The sequence below is a fragment of the Achromobacter sp. K91 genome, assembly GCF_003576205.1.
In the GTDB taxonomy this organism is placed as follows: domain Bacteria; phylum Pseudomonadota; class Gammaproteobacteria; order Burkholderiales; family Burkholderiaceae_B; genus Achromobacter; species Achromobacter aegrifaciens.
This window is the reverse complement of record NZ_QWFB01000036.1, coordinates 95,962-112,718: the sequence shown is the minus strand read 5'-3', so window position 1 is coordinate 112,718 and position 16,757 is coordinate 95,962. Positions and strand designations below refer to the sequence as shown.

Genomic DNA, 16,757 nt, shown 5'->3' with positions numbered 1-16,757 from the left:
CTATTTCTTCTTGCCTTCGTAGTTCTCGGGCTTGATGCCAGCGGCGGGCTTTTCCGGATCCAGGCCTTCCAGACCTGACTTCTCGTCCTTGCGCTCCTTGGCTTTGGAAGCGGCGCTGCGCTCGCTGCCCTGGGCGAAGATCATTTCCTTCTTGAGCGGCTGGAAGTCGGCATACAACTTGGTCCAGGTTTCCCAGAATTCGGTGGGCACATCGGTCAAGCCGTGGCCGGCGATCGCCTCCGGATGGTTGGCACCCTTCAGCAACACAGGCTCTTTGGCGCCCGGGATATCCAGGATCAAGCCATTGGGCAACTTGCACGCAACGGTAACGGTCGACATATCTCTTCCTCGAATGAAAAAGGGGCGCCACATGGGCGCCCCTCAGGGTTGCTGCGTCTCGCGCTGGTCAGACGCCGATCATGGCGGCAATGGCCATGGGCACCTTGATGATGGCGCCCCAAGTTCCCTGCGACTTCTTCTGCTTGAAGCTGGAGGTGTCGCGGACGATGGCGTGGGCGCGCATCTTCTCGGTGAAGGCCGCGGAGCCCACGTTCTGCCCCTCGATCGATTCGGCGATGAGCTGCACCAGCTGGCCCGAGCCGGTGGCGTACTGCACGGCGGTCTCGATGGTCAGGTTGGGGAAGTTCTTGGCCAGCTGATCGGTGACGTTGACGTTGTATTGGTTCGTCTTCGTCAGGTTGACTTCGATCTCGGGCGACATGCACAACTTCAGCTTGTCGCGGCGCGACACCAAGCCGCGGGTCTGGGTAACCAGTTGCGCGAAAAGACGCTGCGAAATGTCGTCGTAGATCGCCTGGCCATCCTTCGTCGCCCAAGTCGTGCCAGAACCGGTCCCGGTGGCACCCGGGGCGATCGGCGCCGACAGGTTCGGGTCATTCAGCAGGCCGTAGTTCTGCAGCCCGGCGATGCCGAAAAAGTAGCTGTTGTCCTGGAACTTGTTCAGAACCAGGGCGGACGCGACGTTCAGCTCCGAAGCCCAGTTGATCTTCGCCTGCCCCGCCATTTCCAGTTCGCGCTCACCCCATTCCGTCATGGTCTGGTAGTGATACGACTGGCGCTGCGGGAAGTTGGCATTGGCGCCGGCGCGACCGTTGTTGTTGAAGTCGCCGTAAGACGACACTTCACCCGTGGACTCCACCACCGGAAAGGTGGCGGTCAGCGTGGTCCAGTCGCCCTTCTTCGCTTCGCCCAGGATCACGGCGCCCTGCATGGGCGTCGTCAGAACGCGCACCAGTTCGGGATCGACGTAATTCAGCATGTAGCTGGGAATGCCCGAGTTGCTGACCGTCACCAGCGGGCCGGCGGCATCCATGGCCAGGGCGTAGTCGTGACGGAACTCGTCGGGCAGATAGTCCATGGCGCCCGGGAACACGATGCCGAAGTGCTTCTCCAGCAGCGCGAGGTCTTGGTTTCGTTTCATGTCTTACCCCAGGTTGGTGGAGGTGATCTTGATCAGCGCGCCGATCGCACCCGCGCTGGCGACGAACCAGTCGGTTTCAGTGCTGCCGGCGATGGTGGCGCCAGCGGCGCCCGTGGAGATGGTGCCGTCCGTGTTGGAGGCGAACACCTTCTGGCCGATGGTGGCAACAGTCTTGGTTGCTGCCCAGAAGTCGCCCAGGTTGTGCAGCGTGACGCCCAGACCGGCGGGGATCAGCATGCTGGCCTCGGCCAGCCAAAGGGTGATGATGCCTTGTTGCTCACGGTGCACGAAGCCAGTGGGCACGCCCGAGCCAGCGTTGGTGACTTGACCATCAGCATCGGCCCAGGCAAAGCGGCCAACCGTGACGCCGGCCGTATCGGCTACCAGGCCGCCGGGGCCAGCCAGGACGACCGATCGCGGGTTCGAGCTGGCGAAGTCGCCGGCAACCGCGGCGGCGGGTTCGATATAAACCTGTTTCTGGAAACCCATTTAGATCACCTTCGGGATGTTCGGGAAGCGGTCGCGGAAGCTCTTCTGAGCGGCCGAGTCCATCGCCACACGGGGCGTTTGCGGAGCCTGATCTTGCGCCAGGGCCATCTTGACCATGGCACGATACGCCGCGGGCGGGGTATCAGTCAGGTCAATGCCCTTAGCGTCCAGGGCCATCTTGTAGACCGCCTCGGCCGAGTCCTGGGCGACGATTTCGCCGAGGATAGGCCGGCATTCCTGCTCAGCGGTTCGGATCGCGGTCATGCGGGTTACAGCAGCCTGCTCGCCGGCCTTCTGCGCCTTGACCAGTGCCTGGTCCATGGCCTGCTTGGTCACAGGTTCCTCCGGCGTCCCAGCCGTGGGCGGTGGTTCGTCTGAGGCAGACGCTGCGGGCGGTTCGCCCAGGGCGGACATCACACGCTCGGCCTCTTCGTGACCCAGCTTGGCGCCCAGCATCTCGCGCAGCTTGCCCATCAGCTCGTCGTCTTCGGCCACGGGCTCGGGGTCCGCAATATCGTCTTCATCTTCACCAATCGGCGCCACGCCCGGGTCGGTGAACACCTCGATGACCTCTTTCAGGTCTTCCAGGTTGGCGTCCTGCGCCAGCTTGCCCTTGAAGTGGTTCTGCATGGCGCGCACGATCCGCGGCTGCTCGGACTTCAGGTTCTTGCGGCTGACGCCCTTCAGGAAGGGGGTCAGGTCGCCCAGTGCCGCGTCCTGGGCCAGCCGGGGCCGGATATGCGCCCCGAGTGCCCCGGCGACGACGGCGGCGGTTTTGCTCAGTTTCATTTTCGGGATCTCCGAAGGGTTGAGGGTACTGCTGTCGCCTACGACGACATCCGGGCCAGCGCGGCCCACTTCGACAAGCGCAACGTGATTGCCGCGAATGTCTCGCATCACCCCGTCGTATGCGACGCCCTCATAGACACCGGGCGTCATGTCGGCCCGGTAGCGATAGGCGCTGGAAAGCTCCTTTTGCTCTTCGGACTCGATGAGCGAGATTGCAACGGCGTCCCACACGACAAGGGAATTTTTCAGGTACGGCGCCTGGTAGGAGGCGTTCGAACCCGTGGCCCCGACCACGAACTCTTTCTGCGGCTCGGCGGCCGAGACGGGGATGTGCTTGGACAGCAGCGGAATGTTGTTGAAGGTAAGCGCCGCGCGCGCCAGCTCTTCCGGGTCCCGCAACAGGAAGTAGACGCGGTTGGGATCAAGCCCAAGCGCCTCCCAGTCAGGGATCTCGTTGCCGCGGTACGGGTTGACCGTGGCCTTGCTTATGTTGCTGATCTCGACGTGCATCCGGCCGTCGGCATCGATCGTGCGGACGGTGGCGCGGTCGAAGGCCAGGCCGTGGTGCTTCTGCTGTTTCATTCGTCGAATCCCGGGATGATGCTGATGGCCACGCAGCGGCAATTCGGCAACTCACCGGGGCGGATGTACTCGCCGTCTATGAGCATGCCCTTGTCGACGTCGTAGGCCTTACCGTCGGCCTCCTGATGCGACTTGCGCGGATGCTTGCCGCCGCGCGAGTGCCGCCACTTGGCCTGCTTGATGCCCAGGCCCTGCTGGCGCACGCGCGTGATGGTGGCCGTGGCCTTGTTGTTCTGGTCGCGGGCGATGAACGCCGCGCGCCGCTTGGTGACGCCGTACCGCTTCTGCAGGTCCTCGACCAAGCCTTCCAAGTCGCGCCCCTGGGTCACTGACCGCATGACCAGCCCCTGGACGTCCTGCAGGTGTTCGTCGGCGATCGACTTGATCAGTCCGACGTTTTCCTGCACCGTGGCCTGGAAAACGTCATTGGCCGCCCGCGTCATCTGGAACTGCACGCTGAAGCCTTTCTGCCGCAGGGCGTTGCGCAGGGACAAGTCCGCCGCGCTCATCGAGGTTTCCGCGAACTCGGTAGCCACCGGCTGGGCGGCCTCCTCGAAGCGCCGCTGCCACTGCTTGGCCAAGCGCCGCATCATCTTGGTCAACGCCATCGCCGGGCTTTCGTCCTGGGCGATCTCCGGCACGTTTCGCCGGTAGGCCGCAGTCAGCCAGTACACGACCGACCGCTGCATCTCGTCGATCAACCGGTCCAGGCGCTTGCGGTAGGCCGCCTCGATCCCCTGGTTGGCATGCACGGGGCGCAGCGGCACCTCGCGGCCAGTCGGGGATACGAGGTCAGGCATAGGCTTGTCCCTGCGGTACGTCTTCCAAGGGTGGCGGCTCGACCGGCACTGCGTCGGGAACGCCGTCTTCGTCCAAGTCGCTCACGTCCAGCGAGTGGTAGCCGTTCGTCTCGTCTGCTGCCACGCGCTCGCGCTCTTCCTGCGGGCTGATGGCGCCGGATTCGATAAGCACTGCTCCGGTGTCGGCGTCGTACTTGCGAATCTCGGCCTGTTCCTTCTCGCTCAGCTGCCACAGCGGCACGAAGCTGAAGGAAATGTCCGGGTCAATCTCCCCGAACTCGCTCAGCTGGATCACCTCCAGGCACTGCTGCAGCGGATCGCGGAACACCGCCTCCTGAACCGAGAGCATTTCGTCGTAGAAGACGCGGATCTCTCCGTCTGCCGTCGAATTCAGGCCGCTGGGCGTGATGCCCGTGTACTTCACCAGCGGGATGCCTGGCACGACGCAAAGCTGCTCCAGCGACTGGTTCTGCAGAGCATCAAGCCCCGACAATGGGACGTTCTCGAAACTGAACTCTTCCGAATCCTTGTCGATAGCCCAGGCACCGCGGTTCGTACGCGTCCGATTGAACATGTCAATGCGGGCGAATACATCATCACCAGGGTCACCCGACAGGACGGACGCCAGGTTGGTCTTCAAGATGCCAACCGAAAAACCGTCGATCAGGTTGGCCACCGCTTGCCGCGTCTTCAGCCAATTGTTGACGTAGGGGATCGTCAGCTGCGTCAGCGACATGCCGCCGAAGTTGTACGACGGCTTCAGCAGGTCCGGCACCTCGCGCGACACGATGTTCAACAGGCGGCTGCTGTGCACCTGGCGCCCCAGTACAAACCAGGAGGTCGGCTTGTAGAAGTCCGGCCGCATCGGGTTGTCACTGTTGTACAGGTACGGCGTGGTCCATACAGGGTCAATGACCTTGAAGCCAACCAGGGAGCCCTTGGTGACCTTCGCCGGGCTCTTGACCAGGATCGATTGCAGCTCGTCGGGGTCGGCCCAGGCCAGAGTGCCGCTGGGCGTCTTCACGTCGATGTAGATCTGCGACCGGCCAAACAGACCATCCTGCAGGGCCGCCAGGCGGAACTTGGCGCGAAGGCGGTGCCGGCGCATGGCCTTCTCGATGACTTCCAGCTTGTCGGCCTTGTCGTCGTCACCCTTGACTTCCAGCTTGATCCATTTCCGAGTCATCTCCTTGGCGATGACGTCGGACATCTTCCGGTACTCAGGGCGCTGGGACAGTTCGGCCAGGTATGGATAGCCAATGAAACCCATCCCAGCGTAGGCTTCGCTCACATAGGCATAGACGGGGCTCATGGCCTCGTCCATCGCCAGCAGGGCCTTTTCCTTGTCCGCCGGGATCACGAACGGGGCGACTGCTGGGCGCTTGAACTCCCCTTTGGGGGCAGGCGGCTCAGCGGGCGGCACGTTGGAACGGCCCAGGGCTTCCGCGCTGATCTTCATCCCCGGCTCGCGGCGCACGGCCGGCTCCGCCGCGGGAGCCGTCTCCGGCTTCCTGCGCAGGATCCAGTCGAGTAATTTCATGCACGCCTCATGGCTGATGGGTTGATCTTCATGGGGCGCTTACCCTGGATGAGAGGACCTAGCGCGTACCGAGTCGCGTCCATGTAGTGGTTGTTCGCGTCAACGATGTCAGTCAGCACGTCGCCAGACAGGCGATCCACCTTGTAGCTATAGAGCCGCGCCTCCCGCAGCGTGTGAGAGCAGCGCGGGTGAATCACGATCTCTTTGTAGGAACGCAGGTGGGCAATGCCGTCTTCTACGCTCCCCTTCCATTTATCGACCCCTACGATGCGGGGCAGCGACAGACGAACACTGTTCCCTGTCGCCTTCACGTGGCTGATCGTCTCCGGCCGCGCCGAATCAGCTCGCACCACGTGGCGCTCGATGTCCGGCAAGCGTTCGATCATGAAGGAGGCGATATCGTCGTTCTCGAGCCCGACCTTCCCCGCCTCGTATTCAATCCAGAGACGACCATCTCCCACCCAGCACTTGACGCCAGCAGTCGGGTCCTGGCTGAAGCCCCAGTCCAGTCCGTAATACGGGCCGTCCCAGTGCGCGGCGGGTTCGAACTCTGCCACGCGATACTTGCCAGCGAGAATCTGGGCTTCGCTGTTCTCGCGATAGGCGCCATCCCAGATCCAGGCATATGTTTGGTCGTCCAACCGCTCCCGGTCCGCCAGACGCTCTTGCTCGAGCACGTCCGGGAACCACGGGTTGTCCGTATAGTTCAGCTCGACAATCTTGGCGCCGGCTGGCGGGCTCTTCACGAATCGCTGATCCGTTGGGCTGCCGTCCACCTCAGGGTTCCAGGTCAGCCAGACTTCGGAGTCGCTTTCCCGGACGGTCGGCAACAGCTTCTGGTATGCCACCTCGCTGATGTTCTCGGCTTCGTCGAGCCACGCGATCAGAATCCGAGCCTTCGACTTGATGCTGTCCAGGTTGTGGCGCAGACCAGCGAAGGTGTAAGACACCCTGCGGTTGCGGGTACGGATGTACCGCTCGCCAATATCGAAATAGGCATCCAGCCAGGGCTCGGCGCGAATGGCCTGTTTGACCTCCTCCATCGAGGAGTCTTCCAGGCTGTTCATGTACTCCCGGCCGCAAAGGATCACGCCGGAGACGCCTGCCTCCGCGAACATGTATGCCCGCACGGCAGTCATCTTGGCGAAGGTGCGCGTCTTTGCTGAACCACGGCCACCCTTTGCCCCCCGGTATCGCGCTGGCCCGGAGAACACCGGGATCAGCTTCGGGGGGATTTCGAGTCTAGCCGTCGTCACCTGGAGCAACCAGTTGGATCGTTGTGGGCATTGTGGGGATCGGTCCGCCGTCAGGGCCGGAGTGTTCCACCCGGTCCTTGAACATGCCAAGATGGCGCCCGATATCCACCAGGGCGCCCTTTTTGTCGTGCAGCTTGACCTTCAGCCCTTCTCGGCCCTCGGAGATTTCAGAGATGGCCGCAGCGGTGTCGTCGTCGATGTCGTCGGCGCTGACCAGTGCAAGGCCGTGATAGGCCTCGGTCACCTCGCCCTCGTCGTCGCCTGCGTCGGTGACTCGCAACTCCGTCTTTCCCCAGCGGACGATCTTGCGAATGTCGCTGAATCCGATCTTGGCCAACTCGCGCAGGACCATGTCCTGGGTGATCTCGGTCCGCTTTGCGCGGGCCGCTTGTGCTTCCTGAACCGCCGCGGCGATTTCAAGTTTCTTCAAGTTCTGCTCGCCTATCTGGCCAGCAGTCTTTTGGCTGTACCCCGCCCTTATCGCCGCTTGCGTGGCGTTGAGGTCAACGAGGTACTCATCCACGAAGCGGCGCTGTTTGTCTGTCAGCGCCATATCTGTTCCTTGGGTTGCGCCCATCCGACTACCCGCCGTAGCGAGCTGGGCGCCGCGGTTCTCGTCGTGCTGGCCACCGGCGACAAGACCGGCAAGAAGTGTCCCGCGCATTTGCCCCTGCGCGGGCGCCAGGCCTGCTGAGGCGACTCATGGGGGGTGTTGTAGAGATATGGGGCCTATCGCCCCGCGCTATGTGCTCGCGGGGAATAGGCCCATACAGAAAGAGCGCTCATCGTTCGAACGCCTTTGTCAAGCTAGGGGAAGCCAGCAATTCTTGCCACTTGTTTTCAACCAGCCCGGCCCCAGTTGATAGCGTCACCACCACCCACCAGCGGCGTTATCCGCTCTTGCATCGCATTCCGGTCATCCGGCTTTGCGATTATCGACACGCGACATTGTCGCAATGCAACTTTGTGAAGGAGTTCTGATGGCTTACTTTGTCTTGGAAGGCGACGTCACTGTGGCAATCACGCGCGAATATGATCTGAACGACGATCTTTCGTATCTGCCGGACGATCACGAAAAGGTGCTTTCACCGGACAAGAAGCGCTTTCTTGTCACCAACGAGGAAGTCGTCACAGCCGACCAGTTCGGCTTGGAGGAGTCCCGGTATCAAGGCACGCCGGGCAGTAGCGAGTTTGTGGCTCAGGAACAGTTCATCGCGTTTTGCGATGGCTTTGACCTGATCACGGAAGCGCCGGAGCTGAAGATTGAAGCCCGCGCTTCTGCAGAAAATGTGGTCAAAATTCTCATCGTTTCCGATGACCTCGACTACACGGAGAATCGCGACGTAGAACTCGAAGACTAGGAAGAGTTCGCAGACGGGGCCTTCTCCTGGAGGGCCCCGTCTGACGGTTCTCTCTGGCCCCTGCTCTCTGAAAACAAAAACCGCCCGAAGGCGGCATTCTTGCTACTACGGTCGATCAGGCAATTCCGTAGGCAGCGTTCGCGTCGTACTTCTCGAGAATAGCCGCTGGGAACGAGCGAGTATTCACTTTGTTCTTCTCATCAAACCAGGTGCAACTTACGTCGTTCCCGGAGATGGAAGTCACGGTCATCAAGGGCCCGCCGCTCTTCAGTTGCACCACATCGCCCTGCTGGAACATTGATATCTCCTACATTGGTTGGACCTTAATCATTGGGGCAACCAACTACTAATCAAGCCCAGGGAAAACCCGCAATACAGATCGACGCAGGTGCCATGTACTCATTTATTCATGGCGCAATAGCCCGCACGTATTGTCCCGCTTCTTGTCCCGCTTTTGTTGGGTCCATGTCCCGGAAGCGGGACACAGAGTATTCAGCCGATGCGCCTGATACCTCCGCCGGCTGGGTGATCGATACCGCGCCGGTCGCGATCAGCGCATCCAGCACGCGCTTCACCGCTTTACGGGCGGCTTCACGCTCTGCCGCGGCAAGCAACCTACCACGCGTGGCATGCCGCACCAACTCTCCCACCCTGAACGACCGCGCCGGATACGCCTCCATCAGGTCCATCACCTCGTGCGCGTACTTCACGCCAGCCTCCTTTCGACCTGGCTGCGGAAGAGCCCCAGGTACAGCTTGTATTCGGTTTCGGTCAGCGCCACGCCGGTGGTGTTGGCGATCCATTCCCGCGCAGCCTTGACCCGGGCCCGGGCGTCAAGGTGGCCGAACATGGCGTTCTTCTGTGGATACTCGGCGATGATCACCATGCGCTCATGCCACGGCAACGCCGCATGCATGCTCTCCACGACCAGGGCATGGTCCGTTAGGATCGGGCGGTGGTCATCTTCCCAGGACACATACGCCTCCATGTTGCCCACCGTGGTCCCCGACCACGTCCAGCGGGCCCAGTTCCAGAGCAGGTCGTCACCTGTCAGGCTATTCATCGGCCACCTCGTACCTGTTGCATTTCTTCCCATAGGGCTTGCCCTTCAGGCAACGCGTGATCGTGTCGCCGAACGGCGTCTCTATGGTCTTGGCATGGGCGCAGCCCTTGCACGAGCGATTCGCCGCAGCCTGCTGTCGGCTCATCACGACCAGCATGGGGTCGCGGAATTCCCACTTCTGCAGGTCTGCCGTCATCGTCCGATCTCCACGAGCACGAAGCCCTTCTTCTCCACGTCCAAGGCGCCATCCAGCGTCATGGGTCTGAACTGGCTGTCATCGATGCCCAGCGCCGCGGCAATTCCGTCCAGCCTGGGCTTCTCGGCATGCAGGAGGCCGTCCAGATCGCGGCGGATCCGGTTGGGCGCTACCCAGGTAATCGACACTGGAAGCCGACCGGCAGAAGCCAGGCTGTTCCGGCCCAGTGCTTCCTTGGCGGCGAAGAATGCGGATTCGCGGGCGCGCACCTTCGCCGCATGAGTTGAGCCCCAGTGCTTCCCGCTCTTGCGGTTCGCCATCAGGCTGGTGTCTGGCCAAGGCAAGCGGATGGTCAGTCGGTCGAGGTTCATGCAGCCGCCTTTGCGAGCAACGCAATCGCCCAGCCCGACATGGTGATGTTGAGCGCGATATCCAAGATCGCGGTGAATTTGCTGGGGCGACTCCATGAGTCGGTCGCCAGCAGCACTAGCTTGCAAAGGATCTCGATCACGGTGAAGGTGAGCACCACCCAAATAAACGTACTCATGCAGCACCTCGCTGAGGCGCTGCGAGCGCGATGTAGTCCCCGGCCGTCATCCGTTCGAAACCGAGCATCGGCTTGTCCGTGCCCCCCACCAAAACCTGCTTGGCCTTGGTCGGGTTGCCGATCAGCACCGGCGCCTGAGACTTGAAGCCGTTTTGGCCGTTTTGGGCCTCGGCGATTCCCACCAGCGCGCGCGGGTACTCCCCGGCCCCTCCCTGCGTCCTGTAGCCGCGGTACCGGTTCTCGAACTCCCTGGCGACAAATGGCCATTCCTTCTCCTGCTTGTCGCCCAACGCCACCCAGCCGCCCATGTCTTGCACCACTCGATGGATGATCGGGTCGTCGAACACCACGGTGCTATACGTGCCGACTTGGCGGATCGCGCGGTCGACCTTCGCCCACGCGACCAGCGCGCCGTCCTGGGACGAGCCCTGCAGCAGCTTCACCACGTCAGCCGGCTTCGGCATGAACTGCCCGTTGTCTGGGTTCACGCAGTGCCGGTTCAGGGCATCACGTACTGCGGCCAGGTCAAAGGGCTTCATGGCCGCCCACCAGACGCCGTTGGCGAAGTCGGAAATCTCCTGGCGGTAAAACGAATGCACGCCGGCGATCAGGCGGAAAAAGTCGGTCTTGTCGGTGTCGATCACTGGATCATCCTTGCGGCGCGTTCAGCGGCCTCGAGGTTGCGGGCCTCCAGGGCTTCCTGGCGGTTCAGTCCGGCTGCTGCAGTCGCGGCGCCGCGGGGCTGCGCCCGGGGCGGGAAAAGCCCCTGGTAGCCCCCGGCGATGCTGTTGCCGATCACCGCGCGGGCCGGATGCCCTTCGGCCCGGTATCCAGCAAGCTGCTCCAGCTGACGCTTGGCGCCTTCTTCCGTCACCGGCTTCTTGCGGGCCTTCCGGTCTGCAACCCAGCTTTCCCAGTCTTCCCGGTCAAGCCAATCCGGCAGCTCGATCGCCGATGCGTCGAATCCTTGCCCCCGCTTGCGGGGGGTAGGGGGTGTTTGTTTTTCTTCTTTATCTTTATCTTCTTCTTTATCTTTATCTGTCGTGACTTCGCGTGACTCGTCGTGACTTGTACGTGACGCGCCCTCAGAGGCAGCTTGTCGCTCTCGTTCGCGCTGATCCCGTTTCCTCTCAGCGGCAGACTTGGCGCGGGTTTCCGGGTTGCCAACGTCTTCCTTCTTGGGCTGGCGCTTTTCCCATCCGGTAAGCCTTTCTCCGTCCAAAACTCGGCCCTGCATCGCATCGAGGATTGCCTGAACATCAGCCTCGGTCACGTCCAATGCGCTGGCGACGTCTTCCGCCGTGACATCAACGTGACCTCGCGTGACGTTGCGTGACGCATCCGTCATGACGTGCAAAGCGACAGACAAGACAAGCGCGATGGGTTGTCCAGATGCTCGTGCGATCGTTCGCCACTTGGGATCGTTCGGCATGTCGTGCCAGAGTCGGAACCATTCATTGGCCATTACGCTACCTCCAGCATTCCTGCGGCCTGCAAGGCACCTTCCGGCACGCTCTGGCCCTGCAATTGCAGTTGCTCAATGCACCACACCAGCAAATCCAGTTGCTTTCCGTAGCGCGTCTCGAACACGGTCTTGCGGGGATGGACAGCGATAGCCAGGCCGTCGTCTTGATGATGACTTCCGCACAGCGGCAAGACCTTCCAGTGGGCGTCTGGCTTCGTGCGACCGTCGATGTGGTGGATCGACACGTAGTCGTTGAAATTGCCGTCCATGCGACACGCCACGCACCCAATTCGGCATGCGAGCTGATCATGGAAAGATTTTTGAGCGGCTGACACCGGAGCGCCCTTCATGCCCTTGGACTTGATGGGGTGGCTGCGGCGGGCGATCACGCCACGCGAACGGAAAGGCGTCGTGCGCTTGAGGGTGCAGTTCCAGGTCATTGTTTGTCTCCGACCTCGACGCACTTGTAGGTCTTATTTCCAACGTAGAACGACCCCAGCCGCTCGCATTCAGCCGCCACAGTTGAATGCGCGAACATCCAGCCGCCATAAAAGGCGATCCAAAGCGAGATGCAGAACAAAATACCTTGCATCATTTCCGCGACTCCATGTAGGGCTTGCGAATGCGCTCATGGAAGAGCTTCGCGGCAGTAGGGTTGTGATCCAGGTCTCGGCGGCTTTGAACGCCGCACACGCGCAGGATCCAGTCGCGGGCTTCGTCGGCGTCGTCAGCGCGGCAGAATTCCCAGAACTCCACTGACTGGCAGAACATTCCAGCCAGCTTTGCCAGCTCTCCACCCTTGGGCTGTTCAGGCTGAGGCTTAGGCTGTTCGTCGTCGCCAATCTCGACCGCCACGACTGCGAGGCGCTGGCCCGCCGTCTTGCCCTTGGCAACCGTCATGGCCTTGAAGGCCGCCAAGTCATCCTCGTCGCTAAGCCAGAACGTGACCTTGGCCCCCCCGTTGTGGGTCTGGGACCAGCCGGCGAGCATGACCTCGCCTTGGAAAGCGACAGGGACGGTCATTACAAGCTCCGATTTTGGTTTTCGACTTCGGCCTGCAGGTACTTCGCCAACATCGTCTTCATGGCGAATAGTTCCTGCCGGCTGATAACCATGGCGTTAGACGGCGACAACTGGAAACCCAGTGCGGCGAGCAATTGGCACATCTGTTCAAGGTCATTTTTCGCCCGGCTAATAGTGCTGGCGGAGGTGCCCATGAAATCGGCTGCACGGTCTTGGGTGACTTCTGCAAGTCGCCGCAAAACTTCACCTTGAATCCGTGCACCGTTCTTGCGTGTGCTTTCAACCTGCTCGGCTGATACTGGTTGCGTGCTCATCGAGTACTTCCTTATGAACAAAGAGCGAGGTGTGTTTCGTGACCGAAACGGAAAAGTTGTTGATCAGCGCCCAGGACTTGGCCCGCCGGGTCTTTGAAGATCCGAGCGAAAAGGCAGTCATGGACTTGTTTCAGGAGCTGTGCGCCGAGCGTGACCGCATGGCTTGGGCGACAGAGGGTCGCGAACAGGCGACGGTGCATTGATGTCATGCCGCCCTCGCCTCTTCGGCCAATTCGGGCCAGATGCGGAGAAAGTCGTCTGGGCGCTGATCCTGACGGCGGATAGCTCCATCCGTAGCCAATTCCAGGCCAACGCAGTTCTCGGGCGACGGAAGGCGGTCCTTGTACCGAGTGCGCCACTGTCGTATCTGGGCGTCATTTTTGACGTCGTAGCCAAGCTCAACCATGCGCGCACGGAGCTGCGCCACAGTCAGGGCGCCAGGGGAAGACAGGTATGAGTTCAGGTCCATGCGCACATACTAGTAGCGTTTGCTACGTTTCGCAAGTAGCAAATGCACCCGTAGCACATGCTACTTTTCCGCCCATGAACGAGATAGAGCTAAACGAGTTCCGGATCGCACGTCTTTCGGCAGCCGTGGACCACGTATCAAAAGGGAATAAGACCGACTTTGGACGCCGCCTTGGCTACAAAGACGGCGCATTCGTTCGTCAAATGCTTTCGGGCATTCGCCCCGTCACAGAAAAGACCATCTGGGCCATTGAGGCGATGCCTGGAATGAAGGGCTGGTTTGATTTGGAGGGGGTTGAGGCGCCAGTTGCGCCCGCTTCTGACCATGCCGACTGGCCCTTTAAGACCATCGCGGCTGCGGATGTCCGAGCCCTTCCGGCCAGCCAGCTCACGGCGCTGGAGGGCGCACTGGCGCTTGCCATCGCACAACTGAAAATCGGCCTGAACGTCTCCCCACCGCCTGCGCCGCAGCACGCAGTTGTCATCCCACTGCGTTCACATAAGCCCGGCGGCTTGGTCGACATGGACCATGCAGACGATGCATTCCCCATGCGAATCCAAGGCCTCCCCCCTGCCCCCTGGGAAGGCGGAAATACAACACACCAGGCAGAAGCCAATCCCAAGATCCGGATTAGCACTCAGACTGGAGTGGTGGCCAATGTCGGCCCTGGCGAGCCATATGCAGCGAACGACAAGTTCGAAAAGGTGCCGGAGATGGCCGACGTTCGCCTAGCTGCGGGCGACGGCATCGAGAACCACCTTGAGGAGCAGACCGGCGTGATGCACTTCCGCCGCTCGTTCCTGCGTGCCGTGGGCGCGGATGCAGGGAAAGCCAGGGTTGTCTACGCCAAAGGCGACAGCATGGAGCCCATCATTCGTGATGGAGCTGCGCTCCTGGTTGTGCCGAATGAGTATCTGACCGTACGCGACCTAGCCGCGGGCGGCGTCTACGCCATCAATTACGACGGCAAGATGATCGTGAAGACGGTGACGCGGGATCGCCTGACCAAGCAATGGGTGGCGCGGTCATTCAATCCGGCTTACCCTGACATCCCGCTCGAGAATGGCACGCCTGTGCGCGTGCTGGGTCAGGTCGTCTGGGCTGGTGCCAGGCTCCGGGATGACGAAGCTGGCCAATGGATACGCCAGTGATGACCACCTGACATCATGTGTCATGGCCACCTGCGGGTGGCCTTTTTATTTGAGCGGCTTCCAGCGCGTGTCAGTTCCGCCCTTCAGGCATGCCTCATAAATGGCCTTGTACAGGGTCATCGGTTGCGCAATTTGGCTCGCGCTGCCGAAGTAGACGTTGTTGACTATCGCCTTCAATTCGCTGTCCGAGAACTTGAACGACTTGTCGCCCTTCATTTGGGCCAGGGCTTGGTCGGGATACAGCTGCGCGTTCCTGGATCCCGCCACGATTTGATGCGCCGCCGCCACGTCAATGCATCTACTGTTGGCGCCAGCTGGCGCTTCCGCTGCCCTCACAGACAACGGCATCAAGACGATCAGCCCCAACACGGCGCTTTGCCAAGCGGTACCCATTGCCAGCTCCCTGTAACTAGACGATTCTCGATCGTAGCCTACCGCTGGAGTCGCGCCACGAATATCTCCAATTGATCATGACTATCCATGTACTAGGTGAACAGTAGCCTAGCTACAGGAGCGTTTGATGACCCGCATCATAATCTGGCTCTTAGTAGTGCTAGTGGCGCTCTGGGCCACACCAGCCTACTAAGTCTTCCCGTCAACCAGCCCGCCTCGAGCGGGCATTTTTTCGCCTGTTACAAAAAAGCGTAGCATTTGCTATTGCTCTGGTGCGTAGCGATTGCTACTATTCTTTCAACGCAGCACAACTCGCACCGCTTAGGCCAAAGGCCAGCACCGCGACGCTGCAGCACCAGCAGTACTGCTCTTTAACAAACCGCAAGAGATAAACAAGCCAATGGCGCGAAAGCGCGTATAGGCCCAGGGCTCAACCCGTTACCCCTGAAGAAGATCGACGGCTACCAGGTCGCGCCTGGCTCCGGGAGTGGAGCTATAGAACGCGGCTTGGTTGAAGAGGCAGCGCACTACCTGGAGCCGCGATGAGCGGGAGTAGCTAGGTGGTGCGTTGCCCCAGATTCATCTGAATGCCAACTCATCCGAGTTCCGGCATTTTCATGAACTTGGAGAAACCATGAGCAATGCATTCGTAATTGGCCAGTACGCCGAAGGCCAAGGCGGTATCTACATCGGCCTGACGGCCCAAGGTCGCCACCTCTTCGCCGCGGTCGCTCCGTTGGATGGTGAATTCGAATTCGGCGGCTACGGCGACAAGCTGGAAGGCTACTCGGATCTGGACGGCGCCGAGAATACCCGCAAGCTGCTGGAGCGTGGCGGCCATCCTGCAGCCCTGGCTGCCTCCGAATACACGGCCGACAGCCACGCCGACTTCTACCTGCCGGCCCATCGTGAGCTGCTGCAAGTGGTAGCTGCGGAAGGCTTCAATGACGACGGCGAATACACCTGGACCTCGACGCCCTATGGCTCCGGCACCGCCTGGGCGGTGTATTTCGAGGACGGCTACGTCAGCCGCTGGGGCCGCTTCCACGAGTTCCGAGTTCGTCCCGTCCGCAGCATCATCGCTTGATCAATTAATCCCTTTGCCCCGGCCTGCCGGGGCGATCTCCCATTGGCTGCTCAGGCCAACGCATCCCTACGGCATCCGCCATGCCACAACCCACTCCGCGAAAAGTGCGTCCCTCCGGCATTGGGGTGCGCTGACTTGAGCATCTACGTCTTACCGCAGCCCTCTCCCGCCTTTCAAGCAATCGGCCTACAGCAATCTGTGCGCACGGAGCGTGACCGGCCGAACGCCGTGAAGGATTGGCCAGAGGGCTGCACCTCTTCCTACGGAGCAGCCATGTTCCACAACTTCAAATACTGGGCGCCCTAACTGCTCGTGCCGTTCGGCGTCCTATTTCTTCTGATCGGGTGGTGATATGGACCGAATCCACGGTGACGAACACCTAGAAGCCTTGACGACTTCGCCTCAAGAGGTTGGCGAGGTCATGCAGTCAATCCATGCCTGGGATTCTGATGGGCATAACTCGCACTGGTGGGCGGCACGGTTGATGGAGACGGACCTGTTCCGAGATCTGGACGTGTACGACGCCGAACACATGCTGCGCGCAGTGATGCGCAGCGGCGATTCGCAGATAGCGCGCCTCCAACGAAAGATTCTAGACGCCGTGCAGATCGAACTGGATGGATGACATGAAGAAACTAATTCGCCGTTTGCTTCAAACCGATGCCCACACCGCCGTGGGCATTTTTTCGATCATCTGCGCCATCGTCGGGGTCATGTCTGTCCTGCAACAGGAAGACGAAGCTGCCCGCCTCGCGGGTGATGGAACAACCAAATACGCAGCCAAGGACTGA

General features: G+C 61.1%; 26 protein-coding genes. 6 read left to right on the top strand and 20 right to left on the bottom strand.

The window, feature by feature from the left end; all coding sequences use genetic code 11:
• The 8 genes from DXK93_RS18685 to DXK93_RS18650 form a co-directional block, all read right to left on the bottom strand.
• Positions 1-339, bottom strand: a complete 339-nt coding sequence (locus tag DXK93_RS18685) for a hypothetical protein (RefSeq protein WP_199728311.1) — start codon at positions 337-339, stop codon at positions 1-3.
• Positions 340-406: 67 nt separating this feature from the next.
• Complete coding sequence (locus DXK93_RS18680) at positions 407-1,441, bottom strand: DUF2184 domain-containing protein (protein ID WP_119450811.1); 1,035 nt, start codon at positions 1,439-1,441, stop codon at positions 407-409.
• Positions 1,442-1,444: 3 nt separating this feature from the next.
• Entirely contained in the window at positions 1,445-1,930 is a 486-nt protein-coding gene (locus tag DXK93_RS18675; RefSeq protein WP_119450810.1) for a hypothetical protein, read from the bottom strand.
• Complete coding sequence (locus DXK93_RS18670; RefSeq protein ID WP_119450809.1) at positions 1,931-3,301, bottom strand: DUF2213 domain-containing protein; 1,371 nt, start codon at positions 3,299-3,301, stop codon at positions 1,931-1,933.
• On the bottom strand, positions 3,298-4,101 hold the full coding sequence (locus tag DXK93_RS18665; protein WP_199728310.1) for a phage minor head protein: 804 nt from the start codon (positions 4,099-4,101) through the stop codon (positions 3,298-3,300). Before DXK93_RS18665 ends, DXK93_RS18670 begins: the two co-directional genes overlap by 4 nt.
• Positions 4,094-5,641 carry a DUF1073 domain-containing protein gene (locus DXK93_RS18660; protein ID WP_199728309.1) on the bottom strand — a complete coding sequence of 516 codons (1,548 nt, stop codon included), beginning with the start codon at positions 5,639-5,641 and terminating at the stop codon, positions 4,094-4,096. The genes DXK93_RS18665 and DXK93_RS18660 overlap by 8 nt, the downstream gene beginning before the upstream one ends.
• On the bottom strand, positions 5,638-6,855 hold the full coding sequence (locus DXK93_RS18655) for a PBSX family phage terminase large subunit (protein WP_233564573.1): 1,218 nt from the start codon (positions 6,853-6,855) through the stop codon (positions 5,638-5,640). Before DXK93_RS18655 ends, DXK93_RS18660 begins: the two co-directional genes overlap by 4 nt.
• Positions 6,856-6,883: 28 nt before the next feature.
• Complete coding sequence (locus DXK93_RS18650) at positions 6,884-7,450, bottom strand: terminase small subunit (protein ID WP_119450872.1); 567 nt, start codon at positions 7,448-7,450, stop codon at positions 6,884-6,886.
• Positions 7,451-7,877: 427 nt separating this feature from the next.
• On the opposite strand from DXK93_RS18650, the gene DXK93_RS18645 reads away from it, so the two are divergent.
• Positions 7,878-8,258, top strand: a complete 381-nt coding sequence (locus DXK93_RS18645) for a hypothetical protein (protein WP_119450808.1) — start codon at positions 7,878-7,880, stop codon at positions 8,256-8,258.
• A 115-nt stretch (positions 8,259-8,373) separates the two neighbouring features.
• Here DXK93_RS18645 and DXK93_RS18640 read toward each other — a convergent pair whose 3' ends face one another.
• The 11 genes from DXK93_RS18640 to DXK93_RS18590 all read right to left on the bottom strand — a co-directional run bounded on the left by DXK93_RS18640 (position 8,374) and on the right by DXK93_RS18590 (position 12,866).
• Positions 8,374-8,556, bottom strand: a complete 183-nt coding sequence (locus DXK93_RS18640; protein ID WP_199728308.1) for a YodC family protein — start codon at positions 8,554-8,556, stop codon at positions 8,374-8,376.
• Positions 8,557-8,665: 109 nt separating this feature from the next.
• A complete protein-coding gene (locus DXK93_RS18635) occupies positions 8,666-8,968 on the bottom strand; it encodes a hypothetical protein (protein ID WP_233564569.1) in 303 nt (100 codons plus the stop codon).
• Positions 8,965-9,321, bottom strand: a complete 357-nt coding sequence (locus DXK93_RS18630) for a hypothetical protein (protein ID WP_119450806.1) — start codon at positions 9,319-9,321, stop codon at positions 8,965-8,967. The genes DXK93_RS18635 and DXK93_RS18630 overlap by 4 nt, the downstream gene beginning before the upstream one ends.
• Positions 9,314-9,517, bottom strand: a complete 204-nt coding sequence (locus DXK93_RS18625; protein ID WP_119450805.1) for a hypothetical protein — start codon at positions 9,515-9,517, stop codon at positions 9,314-9,316. Before DXK93_RS18625 ends, DXK93_RS18630 begins: the two co-directional genes overlap by 8 nt.
• Positions 9,514-9,888: a hypothetical protein gene (locus DXK93_RS18620; RefSeq protein WP_054435389.1), complete on the bottom strand. Its 375-nt coding sequence runs from the start codon at positions 9,886-9,888 to the stop codon at positions 9,514-9,516. The genes DXK93_RS18625 and DXK93_RS18620 overlap by 4 nt, the downstream gene beginning before the upstream one ends.
• The gene (locus tag DXK93_RS18615) at positions 9,885-10,064 is read right to left on the bottom strand and encodes a hypothetical protein (RefSeq protein ID WP_119450804.1); all 180 of its coding nucleotides are present in this window, start codon (positions 10,062-10,064) and stop codon (positions 9,885-9,887) included. The genes DXK93_RS18620 and DXK93_RS18615 overlap by 4 nt, the downstream gene beginning before the upstream one ends.
• Positions 10,061-10,708 (bottom strand): DUF6475 domain-containing protein, encoded by a 648-nt coding sequence (locus tag DXK93_RS18610; RefSeq protein ID WP_119450803.1) that lies wholly within the window; start codon positions 10,706-10,708, stop codon positions 10,061-10,063. Before DXK93_RS18610 ends, DXK93_RS18615 begins: the two co-directional genes overlap by 4 nt.
• A complete protein-coding gene (locus tag DXK93_RS32160; RefSeq protein WP_199728307.1) occupies positions 10,705-11,529 on the bottom strand; it encodes a hypothetical protein in 825 nt (274 codons plus the stop codon). Before DXK93_RS32160 ends, DXK93_RS18610 begins: the two co-directional genes overlap by 4 nt.
• Positions 11,529-11,969, bottom strand: a complete 441-nt coding sequence (locus tag DXK93_RS18600; RefSeq protein WP_233564568.1) for a Ref family recombination enhancement nuclease — start codon at positions 11,967-11,969, stop codon at positions 11,529-11,531. Before DXK93_RS18600 ends, DXK93_RS32160 begins: the two co-directional genes overlap by 1 nt.
• 151 nt (positions 11,970-12,120) lie before the next feature.
• Positions 12,121-12,552 carry a hypothetical protein gene (locus DXK93_RS18595; RefSeq protein ID WP_119450802.1) on the bottom strand — a complete coding sequence of 144 codons (432 nt, stop codon included), beginning with the start codon at positions 12,550-12,552 and terminating at the stop codon, positions 12,121-12,123.
• Entirely contained in the window at positions 12,552-12,866 is a 315-nt protein-coding gene (locus DXK93_RS18590) for a CII family transcriptional regulator (RefSeq protein WP_119450801.1), read from the bottom strand. The genes DXK93_RS18595 and DXK93_RS18590 overlap by 1 nt, the downstream gene beginning before the upstream one ends.
• 38 nt (positions 12,867-12,904) lie before the next feature.
• On the opposite strand from DXK93_RS18590, the gene DXK93_RS32155 reads away from it, so the two are divergent.
• Complete coding sequence (locus tag DXK93_RS32155) at positions 12,905-13,069, top strand: hypothetical protein (RefSeq protein WP_199728306.1); 165 nt, start codon at positions 12,905-12,907, stop codon at positions 13,067-13,069.
• Positions 13,070-13,409: 340 nt separating this feature from the next.
• A complete protein-coding gene (locus DXK93_RS32345) occupies positions 13,410-14,486 on the top strand; it encodes a S24 family peptidase (protein WP_233564567.1) in 1,077 nt (358 codons plus the stop codon).
• A 45-nt stretch (positions 14,487-14,531) separates the two neighbouring features.
• On the opposite strand, the gene DXK93_RS18575 is transcribed toward DXK93_RS32345, so the two are convergent.
• Positions 14,532-14,879, bottom strand: coding sequence for a hypothetical protein (locus DXK93_RS18575; protein WP_147400253.1), 348 nt, complete (start codon positions 14,877-14,879; stop codon positions 14,532-14,534).
• A gap of 634 nt (positions 14,880-15,513) precedes the next feature.
• Here DXK93_RS18575 and DXK93_RS18570 point away from each other — a divergent pair.
• The 3 genes from DXK93_RS18570 (at position 15,514) to DXK93_RS32010 (ending at position 16,757) form a co-directional block, all read left to right on the top strand.
• The gene (locus DXK93_RS18570; RefSeq protein ID WP_119450799.1) at positions 15,514-15,966 is read left to right on the top strand and encodes a DUF1566 domain-containing protein; all 453 of its coding nucleotides are present in this window, start codon (positions 15,514-15,516) and stop codon (positions 15,964-15,966) included.
• A 352-nt stretch (positions 15,967-16,318) separates the two neighbouring features.
• Positions 16,319-16,591 carry a hypothetical protein gene (locus DXK93_RS18565; protein WP_119450798.1) on the top strand — a complete coding sequence of 91 codons (273 nt, stop codon included), beginning with the start codon at positions 16,319-16,321 and terminating at the stop codon, positions 16,589-16,591.
• Between the two features lies 1 nt (position 16,592).
• On the top strand, positions 16,593-16,757 hold the full coding sequence (locus DXK93_RS32010) for a hypothetical protein (RefSeq protein WP_158598564.1): 165 nt from the start codon (positions 16,593-16,595) through the stop codon (positions 16,755-16,757).

What these genes read in the sequence shown, in the direction of transcription:
- DXK93_RS32010 (WP_158598564.1), top strand. Translation starts at nt 16,593, where the DNA reads ATGAAGAAACTAATTCGCCGTTTGCTTCAAACCGATGCCCACACCGCC.
- DXK93_RS18595 (WP_119450802.1), bottom strand. Translation starts at nt 12,552, where the DNA reads ATGACCGTCCCTGTCGCTTTCCAAGGCGAGGTCATGCTCGCCGGCTGG.
- DXK93_RS32160 (WP_199728307.1), bottom strand. Translation starts at nt 11,529, where the DNA reads ATGGCCAATGAATGGTTCCGACTCTGGCACGACATGCCGAACGATCCC.
- DXK93_RS18620 (WP_054435389.1), bottom strand. Translation starts at nt 9,888, where the DNA reads ATGAACCTCGACCGACTGACCATCCGCTTGCCTTGGCCAGACACCAGC.
- DXK93_RS18660 (WP_199728309.1), bottom strand. Translation starts at nt 5,641, where the DNA reads ATGAAATTACTCGACTGGATCCTGCGCAGGAAGCCGGAGACGGCTCCC.
- DXK93_RS18670 (WP_119450809.1), bottom strand. Translation starts at nt 3,301, where the DNA reads ATGAAACAGCAGAAGCACCACGGCCTGGCCTTCGACCGCGCCACCGTC.
- DXK93_RS18590 (WP_119450801.1), bottom strand. Translation starts at nt 12,866, where the DNA reads ATGAGCACGCAACCAGTATCAGCCGAGCAGGTTGAAAGCACACGCAAG.
- DXK93_RS18615 (WP_119450804.1), bottom strand. Translation starts at nt 10,064, where the DNA reads ATGAGTACGTTTATTTGGGTGGTGCTCACCTTCACCGTGATCGAGATC.
- DXK93_RS18565 (WP_119450798.1), top strand. Translation starts at nt 16,319, where the DNA reads ATGGACCGAATCCACGGTGACGAACACCTAGAAGCCTTGACGACTTCG.
- DXK93_RS18675 (WP_119450810.1), bottom strand. Translation starts at nt 1,930, where the DNA reads ATGGGTTTCCAGAAACAGGTTTATATCGAACCCGCCGCCGCGGTTGCC.
- DXK93_RS18685 (WP_199728311.1), bottom strand. Translation starts at nt 339, where the DNA reads ATGTCGACCGTTACCGTTGCGTGCAAGTTGCCCAATGGCTTGATCCTG.
- DXK93_RS18645 (WP_119450808.1), top strand. Translation starts at nt 7,878, where the DNA reads ATGGCTTACTTTGTCTTGGAAGGCGACGTCACTGTGGCAATCACGCGC.
- DXK93_RS18640 (WP_199728308.1), bottom strand. Translation starts at nt 8,556, where the DNA reads ATGTTCCAGCAGGGCGATGTGGTGCAACTGAAGAGCGGCGGGCCCTTG.
- DXK93_RS18570 (WP_119450799.1), top strand. Translation starts at nt 15,514, where the DNA reads ATGAGCAATGCATTCGTAATTGGCCAGTACGCCGAAGGCCAAGGCGGT.
- DXK93_RS18575 (WP_147400253.1), bottom strand. Translation starts at nt 14,879, where the DNA reads ATGGGTACCGCTTGGCAAAGCGCCGTGTTGGGGCTGATCGTCTTGATG.
- DXK93_RS18650 (WP_119450872.1), bottom strand. Translation starts at nt 7,450, where the DNA reads ATGGCGCTGACAGACAAACAGCGCCGCTTCGTGGATGAGTACCTCGTT.
- DXK93_RS18625 (WP_119450805.1), bottom strand. Translation starts at nt 9,517, where the DNA reads ATGACGGCAGACCTGCAGAAGTGGGAATTCCGCGACCCCATGCTGGTC.
- DXK93_RS18680 (WP_119450811.1), bottom strand. Translation starts at nt 1,441, where the DNA reads ATGAAACGAAACCAAGACCTCGCGCTGCTGGAGAAGCACTTCGGCATC.
- DXK93_RS32345 (WP_233564567.1), top strand. Translation starts at nt 13,410, where the DNA reads ATGAACGAGATAGAGCTAAACGAGTTCCGGATCGCACGTCTTTCGGCA.
- DXK93_RS18630 (WP_119450806.1), bottom strand. Translation starts at nt 9,321, where the DNA reads ATGAATAGCCTGACAGGTGACGACCTGCTCTGGAACTGGGCCCGCTGG.
- DXK93_RS18600 (WP_233564568.1), bottom strand. Translation starts at nt 11,969, where the DNA reads ATGACCTGGAACTGCACCCTCAAGCGCACGACGCCTTTCCGTTCGCGT.
- DXK93_RS18665 (WP_199728310.1), bottom strand. Translation starts at nt 4,101, where the DNA reads ATGCCTGACCTCGTATCCCCGACTGGCCGCGAGGTGCCGCTGCGCCCC.